The sequence below is a fragment of the Cytobacillus sp. EB106-05-05-XG126 genome (assembly GCF_058791715.1).
On record NZ_JBYTDU010000002.1, the window covers coordinates 267,807 to 285,666 of the forward strand.

At 39.9% G+C, this 17,860-nt stretch carries 18 protein-coding genes; 16 read left to right on the forward strand and 2 right to left on the reverse strand.

The genetic code is table 11. The features are described 5' to 3' along the window. From AC3WTL_RS11725 to AC3WTL_RS11735, 3 genes are all read left to right on the forward strand, one after another. On the forward strand, positions 1-502 hold a 502-nt coding region (locus AC3WTL_RS11725; RefSeq protein WP_492369438.1), incomplete at its 5' end, for a hypothetical protein. After that, the gene (locus tag AC3WTL_RS11730; RefSeq protein WP_222497662.1) at positions 486-1,475 is read left to right on the forward strand and encodes a phosphotransferase; all 990 of its coding nucleotides are present in this window, start codon (positions 486-488) and stop codon (positions 1,473-1,475) included. The genes AC3WTL_RS11725 and AC3WTL_RS11730, both read left to right, overlap by 17 nt. Before the next feature lie 117 nt (positions 1,476-1,592). Further along, positions 1,593-2,327 carry a YhcN/YlaJ family sporulation lipoprotein gene (locus AC3WTL_RS11735; protein WP_222497663.1) on the forward strand — a complete coding sequence of 245 codons (735 nt, stop codon included), beginning with the start codon at positions 1,593-1,595 and terminating at the stop codon, positions 2,325-2,327. Between the two features lie 201 nt (positions 2,328-2,528). Here the strand turns inward: AC3WTL_RS11735 and AC3WTL_RS11740 are convergent, their stop codons facing one another. Beyond that, positions 2,529-3,137, reverse strand: coding sequence for a FadR/GntR family transcriptional regulator (locus AC3WTL_RS11740; RefSeq protein ID WP_242069061.1), 609 nt, complete (start codon positions 3,135-3,137; stop codon positions 2,529-2,531). 192 nt (positions 3,138-3,329) lie between these two features. Here AC3WTL_RS11740 and AC3WTL_RS11745 point away from each other — a divergent pair, with 192 nt between their 5' ends. From AC3WTL_RS11745 to AC3WTL_RS11760, 4 genes are all read left to right on the forward strand, one after another. Further along, the gene (locus AC3WTL_RS11745; protein WP_174750028.1) at positions 3,330-4,037 is read left to right on the forward strand and encodes a FadR/GntR family transcriptional regulator; all 708 of its coding nucleotides are present in this window, start codon (positions 3,330-3,332) and stop codon (positions 4,035-4,037) included. An 86-nt stretch (positions 4,038-4,123) separates the two neighbouring features. Continuing rightward, a complete protein-coding gene (locus AC3WTL_RS11750; RefSeq protein ID WP_163145193.1) occupies positions 4,124-4,807 on the forward strand; it encodes an RraA family protein in 684 nt (227 codons plus the stop codon). Then, entirely contained in the window at positions 4,800-5,870 is a 1,071-nt protein-coding gene (locus AC3WTL_RS11755) for an Ldh family oxidoreductase (protein WP_174750025.1), read from the forward strand. Before AC3WTL_RS11750 ends, AC3WTL_RS11755 begins: the two co-directional genes overlap by 8 nt. Positions 5,871-5,896: 26 nt before the next feature. Next, complete coding sequence (locus AC3WTL_RS11760) at positions 5,897-6,796, forward strand: fumarylacetoacetate hydrolase family protein (RefSeq protein WP_174750022.1); 900 nt, start codon at positions 5,897-5,899, stop codon at positions 6,794-6,796. Between the two features lie 240 nt (positions 6,797-7,036). Here AC3WTL_RS11760 and AC3WTL_RS11765 read toward each other — a convergent pair whose 3' ends face one another. Beyond that, positions 7,037-8,743 carry an IlvD/Edd family dehydratase gene (locus AC3WTL_RS11765; RefSeq protein WP_222497665.1) on the reverse strand — a complete coding sequence of 569 codons (1,707 nt, stop codon included), beginning with the start codon at positions 8,741-8,743 and terminating at the stop codon, positions 7,037-7,039. 326 nt (positions 8,744-9,069) lie between these two features. Here AC3WTL_RS11765 and AC3WTL_RS11770 point away from each other — a divergent pair, with 326 nt between their 5' ends. The 9 genes from AC3WTL_RS11770 (at position 9,070) to AC3WTL_RS11810 (ending at position 17,746) form a co-directional block, all read left to right on the forward strand. Beyond that, a complete protein-coding gene (locus AC3WTL_RS11770; RefSeq protein ID WP_492369439.1) occupies positions 9,070-10,326 on the forward strand; it encodes a nickel pincer cofactor-dependent isomerase, group 22 in 1,257 nt (418 codons plus the stop codon). A gap of 16 nt (positions 10,327-10,342) precedes the next feature. Beyond that, positions 10,343-10,648: a UxaA family hydrolase gene (locus tag AC3WTL_RS11775; RefSeq protein WP_163145188.1), complete on the forward strand. Its 306-nt coding sequence runs from the start codon at positions 10,343-10,345 to the stop codon at positions 10,646-10,648. After that, positions 10,641-11,810 carry a UxaA family hydrolase gene (locus AC3WTL_RS11780; RefSeq protein ID WP_222497668.1) on the forward strand — a complete coding sequence of 390 codons (1,170 nt, stop codon included), beginning with the start codon at positions 10,641-10,643 and terminating at the stop codon, positions 11,808-11,810. Before AC3WTL_RS11775 ends, AC3WTL_RS11780 begins: the two co-directional genes overlap by 8 nt. 123 nt (positions 11,811-11,933) lie before the next feature. Then, positions 11,934-12,923 (forward strand): tripartite tricarboxylate transporter substrate binding protein, encoded by a 990-nt coding sequence (locus tag AC3WTL_RS11785; RefSeq protein ID WP_222497669.1) that lies wholly within the window; start codon positions 11,934-11,936, stop codon positions 12,921-12,923. A gap of 56 nt (positions 12,924-12,979) precedes the next feature. Then, entirely contained in the window at positions 12,980-13,453 is a 474-nt protein-coding gene (locus tag AC3WTL_RS11790; protein WP_163145185.1) for a tripartite tricarboxylate transporter TctB family protein, read from the forward strand. A 15-nt stretch (positions 13,454-13,468) separates the two neighbouring features. Next, entirely contained in the window at positions 13,469-15,004 is a 1,536-nt protein-coding gene (locus AC3WTL_RS11795) for a tripartite tricarboxylate transporter permease (RefSeq protein ID WP_197213298.1), read from the forward strand. Between the two features lie 25 nt (positions 15,005-15,029). Next, positions 15,030-16,016: a 2-hydroxyacid dehydrogenase gene (locus tag AC3WTL_RS11800; protein ID WP_222497670.1), complete on the forward strand. Its 987-nt coding sequence runs from the start codon at positions 15,030-15,032 to the stop codon at positions 16,014-16,016. A 34-nt stretch (positions 16,017-16,050) separates the two neighbouring features. Then, the gene (locus AC3WTL_RS11805) at positions 16,051-16,836 is read left to right on the forward strand and encodes an SDR family oxidoreductase (protein WP_248348334.1); all 786 of its coding nucleotides are present in this window, start codon (positions 16,051-16,053) and stop codon (positions 16,834-16,836) included. A gap of 424 nt (positions 16,837-17,260) precedes the next feature. Then, positions 17,261-17,746, forward strand: a complete 486-nt coding sequence (locus AC3WTL_RS11810) for a BofC C-terminal domain-containing protein (protein ID WP_396021332.1) — start codon at positions 17,261-17,263, stop codon at positions 17,744-17,746. The last annotated feature ends 114 nt before the right edge of the window (positions 17,747-17,860 follow it).

Sequence of the window (17,860 nt, forward strand, 5' to 3'; positions counted from 1 at the left end):
GCAGGGAGCAATGATGCCGCAGATGCCGCACCAGATGCCGCAGGTGCAGGGAGCAATGATGCCGCAGATGCCGCACCAAATGCCGCAGGTGCAGGGAGCAATGATGCCGCAGATGCCGCACCAGATGCCGCAGGTGCAGGGAGCAATGATGCCGCAGATGCCGCACCAGATGCCACCGGGTGTGATGGGCGCAGAAGACATAGGAATGCAAATGCCGCATCAGATGCCACAGGTGCAGGGAATGGAAGAATCCCCAGGCATGTCTCAAAAGCCATTGATGCCTGGCTCGGTGATGGGAGCTTCCAATGATTGCGGCTGTGGAGGACCGCAATTTGCTCCTGGAGGCTTCGGACCTGGACCAGGATTTGGTCCAGGGCAGGGGTATGGTCCGGGATTCGGCTATGGCCCGGGACCTGGTTTCGGTCAGGGTTTTGGCCCAATGGACGGAGCGGCTTTCGGAATGCCAAGAAACATAGACGAAAGCAGTGAATACGACGGTTAATAATGGAGGAGACGATTTAGTTCAAAATCGTCTCCTCTCCTATTTGCAGGATCAGCTGCCATTTAAAATTGAAGAATTAAAGCCAATCAGAAAGAAGGTTTATTTACTGAGGACACAGGAAAGCTCCTTTATACTTAAAGGGTTTTCATCCTATCACCGTCTAAAGCTTCAGGAAGCATTCACCTCTTCATTAATGAAGGAAGGATTTTCAAAAACATATATTTTTTACGAAGTTGCCAAGGAACCGCCTTTGTTTTTTGACAGGACTTATTACGGCTGCTTGGAATATTTACCGCCTTCGAAAGAAGTTTTTACTTATTACCTGAAGACAGATCGTTTAGAAGGGCTGGAGCTGCTGAAGAAATTCCACGATACTACAGAGAAGCTCGTCAGCCGCTATCAAACGGTTGTACCGGCATATAGGCAGGTGGATAAGTGGAGAGAAAGAGCAACCCTTTTCCTTAATAATCTCCCTGTAGTAAGGTATTTTGTCCAAAAAGAAATTATTAATGAGCTATTAGCCTGGGCAGATTGGTCCTTAAAAGGCATGGAAGACGAAGCCTGGCTATTTCAGTCAGGGAAGCAGGTAATTCTGCACGGTGATGTAGCACATCATAATTTTCTCAGAGCAAAAGATCAATCTTTATATTTGCTCGATTTTGACCTGGTAGCAATAGGGTCTCCTCATTCTGATTATCTGCAGTATGCAAATCGCATCCTTCCTTATATGAATTGGTCCTTTGAAGATTTGAGAAAATACCCCATCTTAAAATCCAATCTTGAAGAAAAGGGTTTTCTTCATGCCTTGGCATTTCCTACTGATATATTCAGGGAATGGAATCGTGTAATAAGGGATAGATCATATCTTGATTCTGTGAAAATTCGTCCTGTTCTGGACTTAACTGTAGGCCAGTTTGCTGAAAGACAGCGTTTTATTAAAGCTCTTAAATATGCTGCCAATGACAAAAACTAATAATGCCCATTAAAAAATTGGACGTAAATGGACAGAATGAAAGCCTCTCTTCGCTCACAAGCTAAATAAGAGCAGAAATGCTCAAGGCTTGTAATATTAGCGAGGGGGGTTTTTCGCTTGCACAAGAAACTGCTTGCAGTGCCGATGGCTGCTATTTTATCAATGGGATTGACAGGATGCGGAATGAACGAAGATGCAGGTGTTGAACGGAACAATGAAATTGGTCAGCCCATGGGATATTACTCGAATGAGAATCACGGAAACCGCGGCGGCAATGCCCGGGTGGAAGATGGTACCGATAATGATGGGCCTCTGACAGAAATGATGGATCATACGCTTGGAGGCGAGGGGGAAAACAATCGCCATAACCAAGTAAACAATAATGCCAGAAGAGTCCGGAACGAAAATACCGGAAACCCTACTATTCCTATTGCGGACAGAGATCGCAGCTTTTTCATGAAAGATAATCGTTTTAGCCATAGTGATGCAAATTATCACGGGCATCTCGATGATAATACGCGACAAGCTAAAAATTCCTATTATCAGGCTTATGAAGGTGAGCTTGCTGAAAAAATCGGCGACGTTGCAGCATCTGTTCCAAACGTTGAGGATGTCCGTTCCGTGACCTATGGAAGCAATGTTTTGATTGCTGTGGATTTGGCTGATTACAGCAAGGAGGAAGAGACTAAATCAGCGATTCACGAAGCTGTTCAGCCATATCTGCGTGGAAGATCGACCACTGTTGTTACGGATGAAGGGACATTCAGCCGCTTAAGAAACATTGATAACAATCTTCGCGATGGCGGGCCAAGGGAGCAAATTGACTGGGATTTAAAGAGTCTGTTCCGTTAGATGATGTTTTTAAAGGGCAAAGTACTGCTTTGCCCTTTTTCAAATTTAATAAAAGTAAGGAGAGTATTTTACATAAAAAGTAATTGTGGGAGTCTTACTCATGCAGCTTTATATTTACATGACACTAAAGCAGAAACCAAACATAATAAAGAAAACACCCTCTCCATGCAGCACACAGCCAGGAAAAAAAGTGTTTTATGGTTATTTAATTAATGTCATAAAGAATTCAGCAATAAGTTGTTTATCTTTCTTATAATAGGCTATTTTCAAGTCATTTATATCTGATGGAACGTTTATGCTGTCGAAGAAATTATTTTCATTCACGACTGAAAATGCAGTATTCCATAAAGCTAAATAATACTCATTTTCAAGCTGTTTCCCCAAAAGATTTATCCAATCAGAAAATTCCATCCAAAAGGATTTATTACTCGTATTTAATTGAATGGATGAAGAATCATTCATTGTCAGAAAAATGATTTTTTCAGCATTTAATAAAGCGATTTCGAAATACTTCTTCAATGTACGATAATCAGCACTCTGCTTTATAAGCCGATATGGAATAATAAATGGAGAAGGAATTGAAACGAATGTGCCTCCGCCCTGGCGTGATTCAAGGTAATTTAACAATTCCAGTATCCGGATGCCTTCCCGAATAGAAGACCTGCTTACCCCGAGAAGTTCACTTAATGTCCTTTCTGGCGGAAGTTTTGCGCCATGGGTCAGCTCTTCTTCTTGTATATAATTTATAATGGAGCGGGTAACTTCTTCGAACATCCTGGGAACTGAACGGATTTGATAATTATTTTCCATTAATATTACCTCTTTTAAAGTCTTTTAATTAAATTCTAACAAAAAGGATAATGAAAGAATAGCAAATTTCTCTTGACTAAAAAGTCTAAATTAACTAAAATTTTAGTTAAGCAACTATCTATCTGATGATTTTGGTCAGACCATAATAAAAAATACCTCAAAGAAAAGACAATAGGAAATGCTGGTGATTATATGGCATTAAAGCCAATAAAGAAAAAAAAACTATTCGAAGAAATAATTAGTGCAATTGAGGAGTATATTCAGGCAGAAGGAATAGCACCTGGTGAAAAACTCCCATCTGAAAATGAACTATCTTCTTTGTTCCAGGTCAGCAAAACAGCAGTAAGAGAGGCTATGAGTGTTTTACAGGCTAATGGGATTATTGAAAAAAGGTCAGGGGCAGGTATTTTCCTGAAAGACCTTATGGGAGAAACCATAGGATTCAGGGTAAGCAACAATCTTCTTAATAAGAAAGAGATTCAGGAAATACTTGAATTTCGGAGGGGAATAGAAACTGAAGCTGTGGCACTTGCTGCAGAAAGGGCCACAGAAGAGGATATGAGAAGAATTGCCCTTGCACACGATAATTTAATAGAAGCCCATAAAGCAGGACGATTAGGTGTAGAAGAGGACTTCCAATTCCATTATTCAATTATTCTGGCATCAAATAATTCTATTTATAAAGAAGTGTTTGAGACAATTGCCGAGAAGTTTGAAGAAGGAATGCGTTTAAGCAAAATGCAGTCTTCCAATGTTCCTGGCCGCTTTGAAGCTGTTTCACAAGAGCATAAGAGTATTTTGGAATCCATTCAAAATAAAAATTCCAAGGATGCAGCAGCGGCTATGAGGAACCACCTTATTCAGAATGAAAGAAAGATCCTGACAAACATAAAAAAGTAGCAAAAAAGAATCGTATTTTCGATTCTTTAAGTATAATGGTCTGACCATAATATTTTATTATTATATTAATAAAAGGAGGCGATGGAATGAGTAATGTAGGTTTTCGAATTAGAAAGGATTTTGAAAGGGCCCCTTCAGAAGTACTAAAAGGGTATGAAGGGATAGCGACACCTAACATAGGGGATGTAATGGGAAGACTAAGTGCAATGGATTACAGGATAAAGCCTGTAAATAAACAAGGTATACACATTGTTGGAAGCGCTTTAACAGTCAGGACACATCCATCAGATAATCTGATGGTACACAAAGCGATGGACCTGGCTAAACCAGGTGATATTATCGTCATAGACGCATGCGGGGATATGGGAAATGCAATTTTGGGAGAATTAATGTGTCATTATGCTAAGGTGAAGGGGATTAAAGGGTATATAGTAGACGGTCCTGTCAGGGATCTAACCGGAATTGCCCAAATGGGTTTCCCTGTCTTTTCGAAAGGGGGATCACCTAGAGGTCCATATAAAGAAGGCCCTGGAGAAATCAATACTACTATTAGCTGTGGAAATGTGCCTGTTTCCCCAGGTGATGTTATAGTCGGAGATGATGACGGAATAATTGTAATTCCTAAACAAGATGCCTCTGCAGTATTGGAAAAAGCAAAAGCCTTAGCGAGTAAAGAGAAGGAAATTATTCAATCCATTTACGATGGTAAATGGGACCGGACATGGGTTGACGAAGTACTGCTGCAGAAAGGCTGTGAGATTATTGATTAACAATACTGAGCGATTTGAAAGGAAAAGCCTTGAGTTATTTATAAAAGAAGTTTTTTTAGGAGCCGGCCTGGATGATGGGCAGGCAGAAGTTATTGCACGGCATCTTGTGCTGGCCAATTTAAGGGGAGTTGACTCACATGGCATAAGCCGTGTCGAAATATACACAAAGCGATTGGAAAAAGGACTGGTGAACAAGAAATTTAATCCTGTGCACAGCTATGAAACACCTGTTAGTGCTCTTATTGACGCCCAAAACACTTCGGGAATACCTATTGCTACATATGGAATTGAATTAGCAATCAAAAAAGCGAAAAATTCCGGAATTGGCATTGTAGGCATAAATAATTCAAACCATTGTGGCATGCTTGCAGATTATGTAGCAAAAGCGGCAGAAGAAGATTGCATAGCAATTGCTGCAACTAATGCCCCAGCTAATATGCCTCCTTGGGGTGGAAAAGAGAGATTCTTTGGTACAAACCCAATTGCCTACGGAGTTCCAGCAGGAAAAGAAATGGATATCATATTTGATATGGCAACTAGCAAAGTGGCACGAGGAAAAATTATATTAGCACAAAAAAATAAACAGAAAATTCCTCTTGGATGGGCTCTTTCACCTGCAGGAGCACCTACAGAGGATCCAGAAGAAGCCTTAGATGGAGTTGTACTGCCTGTTGGAGGACATAAAGGATACGGGATTGCCTTTTTAGTTGAAACTCTATCTGCATTATTTACCGGTGCCGCGTTTGGCCCTTATATCGGGGACCTATATAAGGATATGGAAAATGCACAAAATACTGGTCAATTTTTTTTAGTAATGCGTGCAGATTTATTTCAGCCGCTGGAGATTTTTAAAAAGAGAGTGGATCAAATGATTGGAGAAATTCGAACACTGCCTTTAATGGAAGGAGCAGATAAAATCTTTCTGCCTGGCGAAATGGAAATAAAAAAATTAGAAGACCGTACAAAAAATGGCATCCCTATATCTAAAGAAGTCATCAGCGAACTATTAAGGGTTGCCAATCATTATAAAATCAGAACAGAAATTTTTAATAGCTTAGTATAAAAAATAAACATAGAGGAGAGATTTTAATGCGCTTAGCAACTATTCAAATCAACGGTAAGGAACAGACTGCAGTTATTACAAAAAATGGGGCAATTCCAATTGAGTCAATTAACAAAAATTACAACCAAAACTTTGAAATTAATTTTTTAAATATTCTATCAAATGGTCAATTAGAAGATTTGAAATTATGGGTTGAGACAAATTCTCAGGAGTTAGATGCTTCTGAACTGGCGGTTAAGAACAATGAATTAAAATATAGCCCTTTGTACAGACATCCACGTAAAATCTGGGGAATAGGTTTAAACTATGTTGAACACGCATCTGATTTAAGTGAAAAAGCCCCTAACACAGAACCTGCCAGCTTCATGAAGCCTGATACATCTATTATAGGTCCGGATGATACCATTTCCATTCCCTTGCAATCCGAAAGAACTACTGCTGAAGCAGAACTAGGCATAATTATTGGAAAAGAATGCAAGAATGTTGCGGAAGAGGATGCACCTTCTGTTGTGGCAGGTTTTACCACAATTATCGATATGACAGCTGAAGATATTCTGCAGCGAAATCCACGGTACTTAACTCGTTCAAAGAGTTTTGATTCATTTTTTAGCTTTGGCCCTCAATTTGTATCAACAGATGAAGTTGAGAATGTGTTGGAGCTTAATGTTTCAACTGTTATTAATGGGAAAATTCACCGAAAAAACACAGTAGCAAATATGACTTTCCGTCCATGGGACTTAGTATCATTTCATTCCAAGGTTATGACTCTTCTCCCTGGAGATATTATCTCCACTGGTACACCTGGTGCGGTAGTTATTCGGAATGGAGATATCGTTGAGTGTCATATTGACGGATTTGAACCTCTTGTTAATCCTGTTAAGGACTTGAAAGTTAAAAGCAAAACGGAAGAACAACAATTTGCCTAAGGATATAAGTTATTGGGCACTGTAAATTACTTTATAAAAGGCGCACAGTTCCTATTGTGCGCCTTTTCTCATATACATTATTAAAGGGACGAAAAGCCCCTTAGGAGTGTTTACAAACCCCATTTTCACAAAAACATTGAAACCTATGGCGAAAATCCTCATATGTTTGTGGTCCCAGAAAAAAGGGCTGTCGAATATGTCGGCAGCCTGAAAATTCCCCTGTATTTAATGATTTGTAATCTATTTTTCTGTTTTTTCTTTAACTGGTGCAAGCAGGAAATCGAAGTCACAGCCCTTGTCGGCCTGAAGAACATGCTGCTGAAACAATCTTGTATAGCCCCTCTCATGATATATGGGGGGAACCCAATCAGCTTTCCTTCTTTCAAGTTCCTTTTCAGAAACAAGCAATTCCAATTTTCTCTCTTCTACATCCAATTCTATAATATCCCCCGTTTTTACAAGGCCGATTGGTCCACCGACAGCAGCTTCAGGGGCTGCATGAAGTATGACAGTTCCAAATGCTGTGCCGCTCATACGGGCATCCGAAATTCTGACCATGTCTCTAATTCCCTGTTTTAAAAGCTTTTGGGGTATGGGAAGCATTCCGGCTTCCGGCATACCAGGAGCACCAACAGGACCGGTATTCTGAAGGACAAGAATATCAGTTGCCTGTATATCAAGCTCAGGATCATCAATTCTATTTTCCATATCTTTCACTGATTTGAATACTACCGCTTTTCCACGATGCTTTAGTAATGATTTGGAAGCAGCCTTTGGTTTAATGACTGCCCCGTTTGGTGCTATATTCCCCTTTAAAATGGCTATACCGCCGTCTTTATGTAGTGGTTTTTCAAAAGGTACAATAATATGCCGGTATACTTCCGACACAGTTACATCTTTTAAATTTTCTTTTAGTGTTGCACCTGTAACTGTCATTTCCTCAAGTTGCAGCAGGGACTCTATCTCTTTTAATACTGCGGGGGTTCCTCCTGCTTTATAGAAATCCTCCATTTGATATTGACCGGCTGGCCGAAGGTTGGCAATTAACGGTGTAGTCATGCTGATTTCATCAAATAAATGGAGCGGCAATTCTATGCCAAGTCTTCCCGCAATTGCAATTAAATGAATAACAGCATTTGTTGATCCTCCTACAGCCATTAGGGCTCGGATCGAATTCTCAAGTGAATTGCGTGTAATGATCTGGGACGGTGTAATATTTTTCTCAGTTAATTCAACAATTTTCCTGCCGGTTTCAATTGCATGTTTTAGACGGCGGTTTTCTGTAGCTGGGATAGCTGCACCCCCTGGAAGCATCATCCCCATCGCCTCCGCGCACACAGCCATTGTACTTGCGCTTCCCATAACCATACAATGACCTGCAGTTGGAGCCAATGCAGCATTAATTTCTTCTATTTCTTTCTCTCCCACACTGCCGCTCCGATATTCTTGCCAAAAGTACCGGCAATCTGAACAGGCTCCCAGGGTTCTGCCTTCATACTCGCCATTATTCATGGGTCCCCCGGTAATCATAATAGAAGGAATATCAGCACTTGCGGCACCCATCAGCTGAGAGGGAGTAACTTTATCACATCCCCCAATTAAAACAACACCATCAATCGGCTGAGCCCGAATCATCTCTTCGGTATCCATTGCAGCAAGGTTTCTATATAGCATTGTGGTTGGGCTTGTATTAATTTCACCGAGAGAAATAGTAGGAAAATCCAAAGGAATACCGCCGGCCATTAATACCCCTTTTTTTATCGCCTCAATTAGCGGCTCTATATGTGAGTGGCAGCGGTTGATTTCACTTTTGGTATTGCAGATCCCGATGACTGGCTTGTTAAAATCTTCAGGATCAAAACCAAGGTGGCGGTTAAACGCCTGTCGGATAAAACGGCTGAAGCCAGGATCTCCATAGGAGGTAAGTTTTTTATTATTTGTTGACAAAATAATCACTCCTTTTCGAATTTTTAATTTAATATTATGGTATGACCATATTATTCATTATTTAAATTATATTATCATATGTATTAGTAGAATTGAATAATTTTTCTGAAAATTAATGATAATAACTTCTTTATAAACCTAAAAGTGAAGGATAAGACAAAACGATTGAGAAAAAAACAAAATAACGTTGACAAAATTTTCAGATTTATTTAAACTAGCAATAAATAAAGCTAAATTTTAGATAAAGATACATTTGTTATCAATAAAATGGTCTGACCATATTAAATTACTAATATATTGAAGAAAATACCTTAGGAGGGGAATAATTGATTGAGTTGATAGAAATACATCAAAAATTCACAGATTCAAAGCTTCAGAGAATTGAAGAAGCGGTTTCTGCAGAAATCGAAAAGCATTTACTCACCAGCGATCTTCCCAAGAATGCCCAGATGGCAATTACTGCCGGCAGCAGAGGAATTTCTAATATAGTGATCATTTTACGGACTATCGTAAAAACATTAAAAGCAAAAGGGTTAGTGCCTTTTTTGGTACCTGCGATGGGCAGCCATGGAGGGGCTACTGCAGAAGGGCAAATTGAGGTATTGCACCATCTTGGTATTACCAAAGAATCTGTGGGCGCTCCTATAAAATCTTCTATGGAAGTTGAACACATTGGGGATACAGTGGAAGGTACTCCGGTATATATGGATCGCCATGCCTATTCTGCAGACGGGATTATTGTAGTAAACAGGGTAAAGGCCCACACTGCCTTCCGCGGGAGAGTAGAAAGCGGTTTGAGCAAAATGATTGCAATTGGCTTGGGCAAGATAAAAGGAGCTGCTTTTATTCACAGGGATGGTGCTATGAAAATGGCCAGCAATATTGAAAGTGTCTCCCGGGTTGCTCTTGAGAAAAGTCCAATTCTTTTTGGGTTAGCCATTGTTGAAAATGGATTTGATGAAACTGCTTTAATAGAAGGAATAGAAAAAAAAGAATGGCATAAAAAGGAAGCTGGACTTCTGAAAAAATCAAAATTAATGATGCCTAGCCTTCCTGTCGAAAGTGCAGATTTGCTGATCATTGAGGAAATGGGGAAGTGTTTTAGCGGAACGGGAATGGATCCGAATATTATAGGCCGGTGGCGCATTTCAGGAGTGGAGGAACCGGAAAGTCCCCGGATTAATCGTATCGTTGTCCTGGACTTGGCCGAGAAATCATTTGGAAATGCACAAGGAATCGGACTTGCTGATTTTACTACCGATCGCTTATTTAATAAAATCGATCGGAAATCGACCTACACAAATGCTCTAACCAGTACATATTTGCAGAGAGCTATGCTTCCTTTAATCTATCAATCTGAGAAAGATGCAATTGAAACAGCTTTGCAAAGCCTGGGACCCGGGATTGAAAAATCTGCACTGAAAATTATCCAGATACCGAACACTCTGCACTTAGGAAAGGTTTTAGTTTCTAATCCAGTAATAAACGAATTAGAACAATCTGGAAATGCTTGTGAAAAGGGTATTATTTCTGCTTTGGAATTTAATGAGAATGGTGACCTTATAAGAAAAATTACTGAATGATAAAAGGAGGAAATTAATGAAGTCATTAGCAGCAAAACAAAAATCAGCACTGGTTATTGATTCAAAAGACAATGTAGCTGTAGCTCTAACTGATTTGATAAAAGAGGATATATGTTCAGTTAGGATAGGCGAAAACGCAATCATAATTGAGGTTTTGGAAGATATCCCTTTTGGACATAAAATTGCCGTTAAAGATCTGGATGCTGATGAAGAGGTGTTGAAGTATGGCGAGGAAATAGGAAGAATGCACGCACCTATAAAAAAAGGCGGATGGGTACACAACCATAATATGTTTTGTGAAAGGGGGAAAAAAAGTGGCTGATACATTTTGGGGATACAGCAGAAAAAGCGGAAAAGTAGGGATTAGGAACCAAATCGCTATTATTCCATCTGTATTTTGCTCAGCAAAGGTAGCAGAAAGAATTGCATACCAAGTGCCAGGAACCGTCTATTTTCGCCATCCTGTTGGGTGCAGCCAAGTAGGTGAAGACCTGGAGGTAACGGCAAAAACGTTAATAGCCATTGGCAATAACCCTAATTTTGCAGGTGTAGTAGTAGTTGGTCTTGGATGTGAGCGTTTTTCGCCTTATGAATTGGCAGAAGGTATTGCTCCTTCCCAAAAAATGCTTGAAACAGTTGTTATTCAAAAAGAAGGGGACAGCATTGCTGCCATCCAAAAAGGGGTCAAGGCTGCAAGAGAAATGGTACAAATGGCTTCTAGGCAAAGCCGGGAGGAATTCCCTGTAAGTGAATTAATGATTGGTTTGAATTGCGGAGGATCTGATATGACTTCAGGTTTAATAGCTAATCCGGCTCTCGGTTATGCCTCAGACAAGCTTGTAGCTCAGGGAGGGTCTTCTATCCTAAGTGAAATAACAGAATTAATTGGAACGGAAGAAATTCTCGCAAGAAGAGCAATAAATAATGAAGTAGCAGAGTTGATTCGCAAAACCATTGATCGTACTGAAGAAAAGCTAAGGAAACAGACCCAGCAATCAAGCAATCAGGAGAGAACTCATTTAATCTCAAAAGGCAACTATGATGGCGGTTTATCAAGTGTTGTAGAAAAATCACTCGGGAGCATGAAGAAATCTGGAAATGCACCTTTTAGCGGGGTCATATCTTATGGGCATCAGCCAAATAAAAAAGGATTATTTCTGTTGGATTCACCTGGCCATGACGGTGAGGTTTCTACCGGTGAAGCCGCTGCGGGGGCGCACATGATTCTTTTTCCAACTGGACGGGGTACTCCAACAGGGTTCCCTGGAGTACCTGTCATTAAGATTACAGGAAACCCGAAAACCTATGAAAAAATGAAGGAGAATATCGATATTAATGCCGGAACAGTTTTGGAGGGAAGGAAAACTCTGGAACAGGCAGGTGAGGAAATCTATCAGGAAATATTAGAAGTTGCTTCAGGCAAGCAGGTCAAAGCTGAAGTTTTAGGGCATGATGAACAATTCTGTGTGACAAGGCTGCCTTAGAAGCTTAGTCAATTTTATGTAAGCGCTTCACACCGCAATGCTAAATTGAAAGGAGGGAAAGGACAGTTAATCTTTAGCACGAAATCATTAATAAATTATTTTAAAAATCAAGGGGGAATAAAAATGAAGAAGGCTTTTTCTGTGATAATTGGACTTGTACTTTTAATTGCTTTAGCTGGCTGCAGCGGAAAGACATCAGGTGATACAGGAGGTTCATCCAAAGGGGCTGATTACCCTAAGAAGAATATTAATGTAATCGTTGCATATGAAGCCGGAGGAGGAACAGATGTTGGAGCAAGAATCCTTATTCCCTATGTTGAAAAAGAACTTGGAGTAACTATGAATATACTTAATAAGCCAGGCGGCGGAGGCTGGGTCGGCTGGGGTGAATTGGCAAATGCGAAGCCCGACGGCTATACCATTGGTTATATAAACACACCAAACCTAATGACAGGATACTTAGATCCTAAATTAAACCGTAAGCAAAATCTAGAAAGCTTTGAACCTATTGCAAACCATGTGATTGACCCGGGTGCCATTGCAATCCGGACAGATGAAGACCGTTTTACAAATATTGAGGAACTAATTGAATATGCAAAGAATAACGAACTTACTGCGACATCTACTGGTGTTGGAAGTGATGATCATTATGCATCATTAAAAATCAATGATAAGTACGGAACGAAATTCAAGCCTGTTCATAATAAGGGGGCAGCTGACAGCCGTGCTTCAGTACTTGGAGGGCATGTGGATGTTTTATTTGCTAATGTTGGAGAACTGGCAAGCCTCCACAAAGATGGTGAAATAAAAATCATAGGGGTAATGGGGGAAGAAAAGTCACCATTCCTTCCAGAAGTTCCAACTTTATTAGAGAAAGGCTATGAAGTTACTTCATGGTCTGCAAGAGGATTAGCAGCTCCTGCCGGAATAGACCCTGAAATCCTTGAAGTTCTGAGAGCAGCTTTTGAGAAGGGCATAAAAAATGAAGAACAAAAAGAAAAAATGGGAGATATGGGATTACAGGTTGATTACAGTGATGGTGATGAGTACAAACAGCTGTTAAAAGATGATGAAGATGGTGTAAAAGCATTAAGTGATTTAATGGGCTGGTAAATAATATGGGCAGCCGGGATTAGCTCCCGGCCTGTCTTGAAAGGGGAGCAGTATTCATGAGGAAAAAGATTCATCAGGACATTTATATCAGTCTTGTAATGTTTATTATATCTGTCTTACTTTATATTCAAACTTTTAAAATGATAGAAGAAGCAGCGTTATTCCCAAGAATACTTCTGTTACTGTTTGCCGCTTTTGGAGTTTTTATTTTAATTGGCGGAATAAAAAAAACCAAGGCTTTACGCAATGGGCAAGCAGAAACCTATGAAGGCGATGAAGAAGCGCTTGATTTGCGCATTTTGAAAGCTCCGATTACTACATTGATAATTGTGGGTATTTATGTATTTCTAATGAATTTCATTGGATTTTTCCCGGCAACAATATTGTTTATGGCATCCTTTTTAGCATATATGAAAGTGAAAAGCTGGAAGGGATATGTTTTTACAATTGGCGGATTAAATCTATTTGTGTATTTGGTGTTTGTAATCCAGTTAAATGTACAGCTGCCTGCAGGAATTTTCTTTGAATAAGGGGGTGCGGTAACTATGAATGCAGATATAATGAGTCAAGTCCTGCAAAATTTAATATCATTTGAGGTGATGGCTGCTCTCATTATGGGAGTTGTCGGTGGCATCGTTATCGGTGCGCTGCCCGGTCTTAGTGCCACAATGGCAGTAGCATTATTAATTCCGATTACTTTTGCAATGTCACCTGTTGCCGGCTTAACAATGCTTACAGCGATCTATACTGCTGCGATGTATGGCGGATCGATTTCAGCCATTTTAATTCATACTCCAGGTACTCCGGCATCTGCTGCAACCAGTTTGGATGGATACCAAATGACTAAAAAGGGAAAGGGAGCAAAAGCTATTGGCATATCTACCATTTCTTCTATGATTGGCGGATTTATAAGTGCACTTGCTCTTCTTTTTTTAGCGCCGCCTCTCTCAAAAATTTCCTTAGCCTTTAGTGCTCCTGAATATTTTTTAATTGCGGTTTTTGGTTTGACCATCATTGGCGGACTTGCTGCAAAATCTATGGTGAAAGGCTTAACAGCTGGTGTAATTGGACTTCTTATAGGGTCTGTTGGAGTGGATATTCTAACAGGTTATCCCAGATTTACATTTGGCAGTGTCACGCTGGAATCGGGAGTTGCTCTTGTGCCAGCTATGATTGGTCTTTTTTCACTCTCACAAGTCATGATCCAAGCTGAAAAGAGAGGTAAGGGAAAACAGCAAAAAATATCTAAGGATGCATTATCGGGAAGTGTAATCCCTACAAAAAAAGAGTTCAAGAGTATATTTGTCACGATCATTCGTTCATCAGGACTCGGAACCTTTGTCGGGATGCTGCCGGGTGCTGGGGGAGATATCGGTTCTTGGGTAGCTTATAATGAAGCGAAGCGTTTCTCTAAAGATAAGGATAAATTCGGAAAAGGTTGTATAGAAGGGGTGGCAGCACCTGAAGCAGCAAATAATGCTGTAACCGGCGGAGCGTTAATACCGCTTATGACTCTTGGGATCCCTGGCAGTGCAACAACAGCTGTTCTTTTAGGCGGTTTAATGATACAAGGACTTGTTCCCGGTCACGAACTTTTTACAACCCATGCTGGCGTAACATATTCAGTTATTTTTGGATTTATTATAGCTAATGTTTTATTAGGTATTGTTGGATTGGCTGGTGCCAGGTTTTTTGTGAAGGTATCAAGTGTCCCTGAAAATATCTTAGGAGCAGTAATAATTGGGCTTTGTGCAGTTGGATCTTACGCTATCAATAATAATATTTTTGACGTATGGATCATGGTGGTATTTGGTGTAATCGGTTACTTTATGAGGAAAACAGGTTTTCACCCAGCACCTGTTGTTCTAGGCATGATCCTTGGGCCAATTGCTGAAAATGGAATGCGGCAATCCATGCTGATGGCAAAAGGCGACCTGCTTGCCTATTACATGGGACGGCCTATTTGTTTGGTTTTAATCCTCCTTATTATCCTGACACTCTTATCTCCTGTTTATATGAATTGGAGAAAAAAGAAAGGCACTCGAAACACTGATAATGATGGCAAAATAGAAGCCATCTAACTAATTGTGAAGGGGTCTGACCAAAGTGAATAAAAGAATAATTTATTTTGATAGAGTATTTGATGACTTCAAAAAAATCCTTATTGAACACAAGCCTGTGGAATTCGATTTGCTTTTCTGGCATGAAATGAATCATAGTGAACGTGAGAAAATACTTCCTGAGGCTGATTATTTGCTTGTTGCGACAGAGAAAATAGGTGATGAGGTGTTTTCAAAAGCGACAAAAGCCAGGTTTCTGCAGAAAACTGGGATTGGTGTAGATAACATTGATTTATCAGCAGCCAATACACACGGGCTACCTGTCTCCAATACTCCAGGAGCAAACGCAACGGGTGTAGCGGAACTGACGATTTTGCTAATATTAGCACTCTATCGGAAATTGCCAATTCTTAATAAGGAAACCAAAAATGGAAAGTGGCTAATGTGGGAATTTCGGCCGTCTTCTTTTGAGATGGAAGGAAAAACACATGGATTTATAGGGTTTGGCAATATTGGCCGTGAAACGGCAAAAAGGTCGAAGGCATTTGGTACAAACATTATTTACTATGATAAATATCGTGTATCCGAAGATCAGGAAAAAGAACTGGATGCTCAATATTTATCACTAGAAGAAGTGCTTAAAAATTCTGATATTATTAGTCTTCATATTCCGCTTATGCCTGAAACAGAGGGGCTTATTGGTGAATATGAATTAAACTTTATGAAAAAAAATGCAGTTCTCATTAATGTATCGAGGGGAGGGATTGTTCAGGAGGATGCTTTATATCATGCACTTTGTGATGGCACTATCGCAGGAGCAGGAATTGATGTGTGGGCAAGCGAACCTGTCAGCCCGGAACACCCACTGCTCACATTGGATAATGTAATTGCTTCACCGCATATCGGTGCAGGAACACGTGATACTCTAAATAGAGTCCTTAAAATGGCCTTTCAAAATATAAAGAGGGTTAATGATGGAGAAAAGCCGGAATATGTGGTTAATAATGGTGCCCTGAAAGAATTAAAACTATAAAAATAAACAAATTCAAAGCAGAGGGGATTTTATTATGGATTTTGGATTAGAGGGTAAAACAGCATTGGTTATTGCATCAAGTCAGGGGCTTGGAAAAGCTATTGCAGCTCAGTTAGTAAATGAAGGTGCCAACGTAATGCTGACAAGCCGTGATGAAGAAAAACTGCTTAAAGTAAAAGAACAGCTCCAGCAAGAGGGGAAAGGGAATGTGTCATTTTTCCGATGCGACATCACTAAACCAGTGGACATCAAGGCGCTAGTAAAGAAGACAAGAGATGACTTTGGGGGAATTGATATATTAATTAACAATGCCGGGGGACCTCCAGGGGGGACCTTTGATGCATTTGATGATGAGGATTGGCAGAAAGCCTTTGAGTTGAATCTATTAAGTTATATTCGGTTAATCAGAGAGGTTCTCCCTGACTTGAAAAAAGCAGGAGGCAGAATTATTAATATCGCATCTTCATCAATTAAACAGCCGATTCCAGGACTCATCTTGTCAAACACATTCCGCCTGGGGGTGGTAGGATTGGCAAAGAGCCTTGCTGAGGAACTGGCCCCTTATAATATTCTTGTAAATACAGTAGCGCCAGGAAGGGTAGCTACTGACAGAGTCGCGTTCCTGGATCAATTAAAAGCAGATAAACAGGGGGTGTCAAAGGAAGAAGTAGAGAAAGCATCCAAAAAGCAAATCCCGCTGGGAAGATACGGAGATCCAGAAGAGTTTGCGAAAGTAGTGACATTTTTAGCTTCTGATGCAAGCTCTTATGTAACGGGAAGTTCATTGCTGGTAGATGGCGGCATGGTGAAATCAATATAATTGATGAAATCTGAACAAATGAAACAGTATGGCCAATACGATAGGCAAATAAAAAGATTCGAGACTGGTATGATACTGGGCTTATGTCTTTTAATTTGCCTTTTTTGGCTTTTAAAGAATTCACTTTGATTTTCGTTCAAAATATTAATGATTTCCTCTCCATGCGATTTACTTAATCGACATGCTGTAATGAATCATTTGACGGTGCAAGCCTTGCTGCAAGAAAAAATTCATCGAAGCTAAACTATACATTAGGGATGAATATGGAAATATTGGTCATAATAACATTAGGAATTATAGTAATGATTAATAATCAATGCTTCAAGTTATAAATTAGAGGTGATCGATATTGAAATCCATATGGGGCATTCTTATTATTGCAGTTGCTTCTTTGTTTTTCTCTTTTAGTGCAGACGCAAGCAGCATTATAAATGAAAAGAGCAACTCTGTTCATGAAGTGGAATCTAACAGAGAGGAAAAAAACATTGAAGGTCCGCTTATGATAAAGGTCATTTTGGAGAGAGAATATCTGGATGGGGAAGTGAGCCAGGAAACGATAGAGGAAACCATATGGACTCTTGAAGATTTCTGGGCTAAATATGATCAATGGCAGCTTGTTGATATGGATATAGATTATATGGTATTTCGCAGGAAAATGGATGATATTTCACCGTTATTAAAAGCAAATGGTTATTTCGGTGTAACGGAGGACGGAACCCTTACCATTTTTAATGGAAAGCCGCAAAAAATGAATATTATTCAGTCGTTCTTTCAAATCGATTTAGGAAAATTAGAAAGCACAAAATGTGAAGAATTAAAAAAAGGAATACCTATTGTTTCGAAGGATCGATATGTGGAAGTTCTGGAAACCTTTAAAAGCTATACTGCCGGTGAAAAGCAGGAGAATTGAAAAAGCAGTGAAACATGCAAGGGAATGTGCTTCTCTTGCATGTTTCTGTTTTTAAAACAGTAAGATATTCTTATTTTTAAATATTGAAAACTGTCTAGCTCTAGTCCATTCCTT

Bases quoted from the DNA above. Each gene is read 5' to 3' on its own strand.
- AC3WTL_RS11750 (WP_163145193.1), top strand. From the start codon at position 4,124: ATGAGTAATGTAGGTTTTCGAATTAGAAAGGATTTTGAAAGGGCCCCT.
- AC3WTL_RS11785 (WP_222497669.1), top strand. From the start codon at position 11,934: ATGAAGAAGGCTTTTTCTGTGATAATTGGACTTGTACTTTTAATTGCT.
- AC3WTL_RS11795 (WP_197213298.1), top strand. From the start codon at position 13,469: ATGAATGCAGATATAATGAGTCAAGTCCTGCAAAATTTAATATCATTT.
- AC3WTL_RS11760 (WP_174750022.1), top strand. From the start codon at position 5,897: ATGCGCTTAGCAACTATTCAAATCAACGGTAAGGAACAGACTGCAGTT.
- AC3WTL_RS11740 (WP_242069061.1), bottom strand. From the start codon at position 3,137: ATGGAAAATAATTATCAAATCCGTTCAGTTCCCAGGATGTTCGAAGAA.
- AC3WTL_RS11775 (WP_163145188.1), top strand. From the start codon at position 10,343: ATGAAGTCATTAGCAGCAAAACAAAAATCAGCACTGGTTATTGATTCA.
- AC3WTL_RS11805 (WP_248348334.1), top strand. From the start codon at position 16,051: ATGGATTTTGGATTAGAGGGTAAAACAGCATTGGTTATTGCATCAAGT.
- AC3WTL_RS11745 (WP_174750028.1), top strand. From the start codon at position 3,330: ATGGCATTAAAGCCAATAAAGAAAAAAAAACTATTCGAAGAAATAATT.
- AC3WTL_RS11790 (WP_163145185.1), top strand. From the start codon at position 12,980: ATGAGGAAAAAGATTCATCAGGACATTTATATCAGTCTTGTAATGTTT.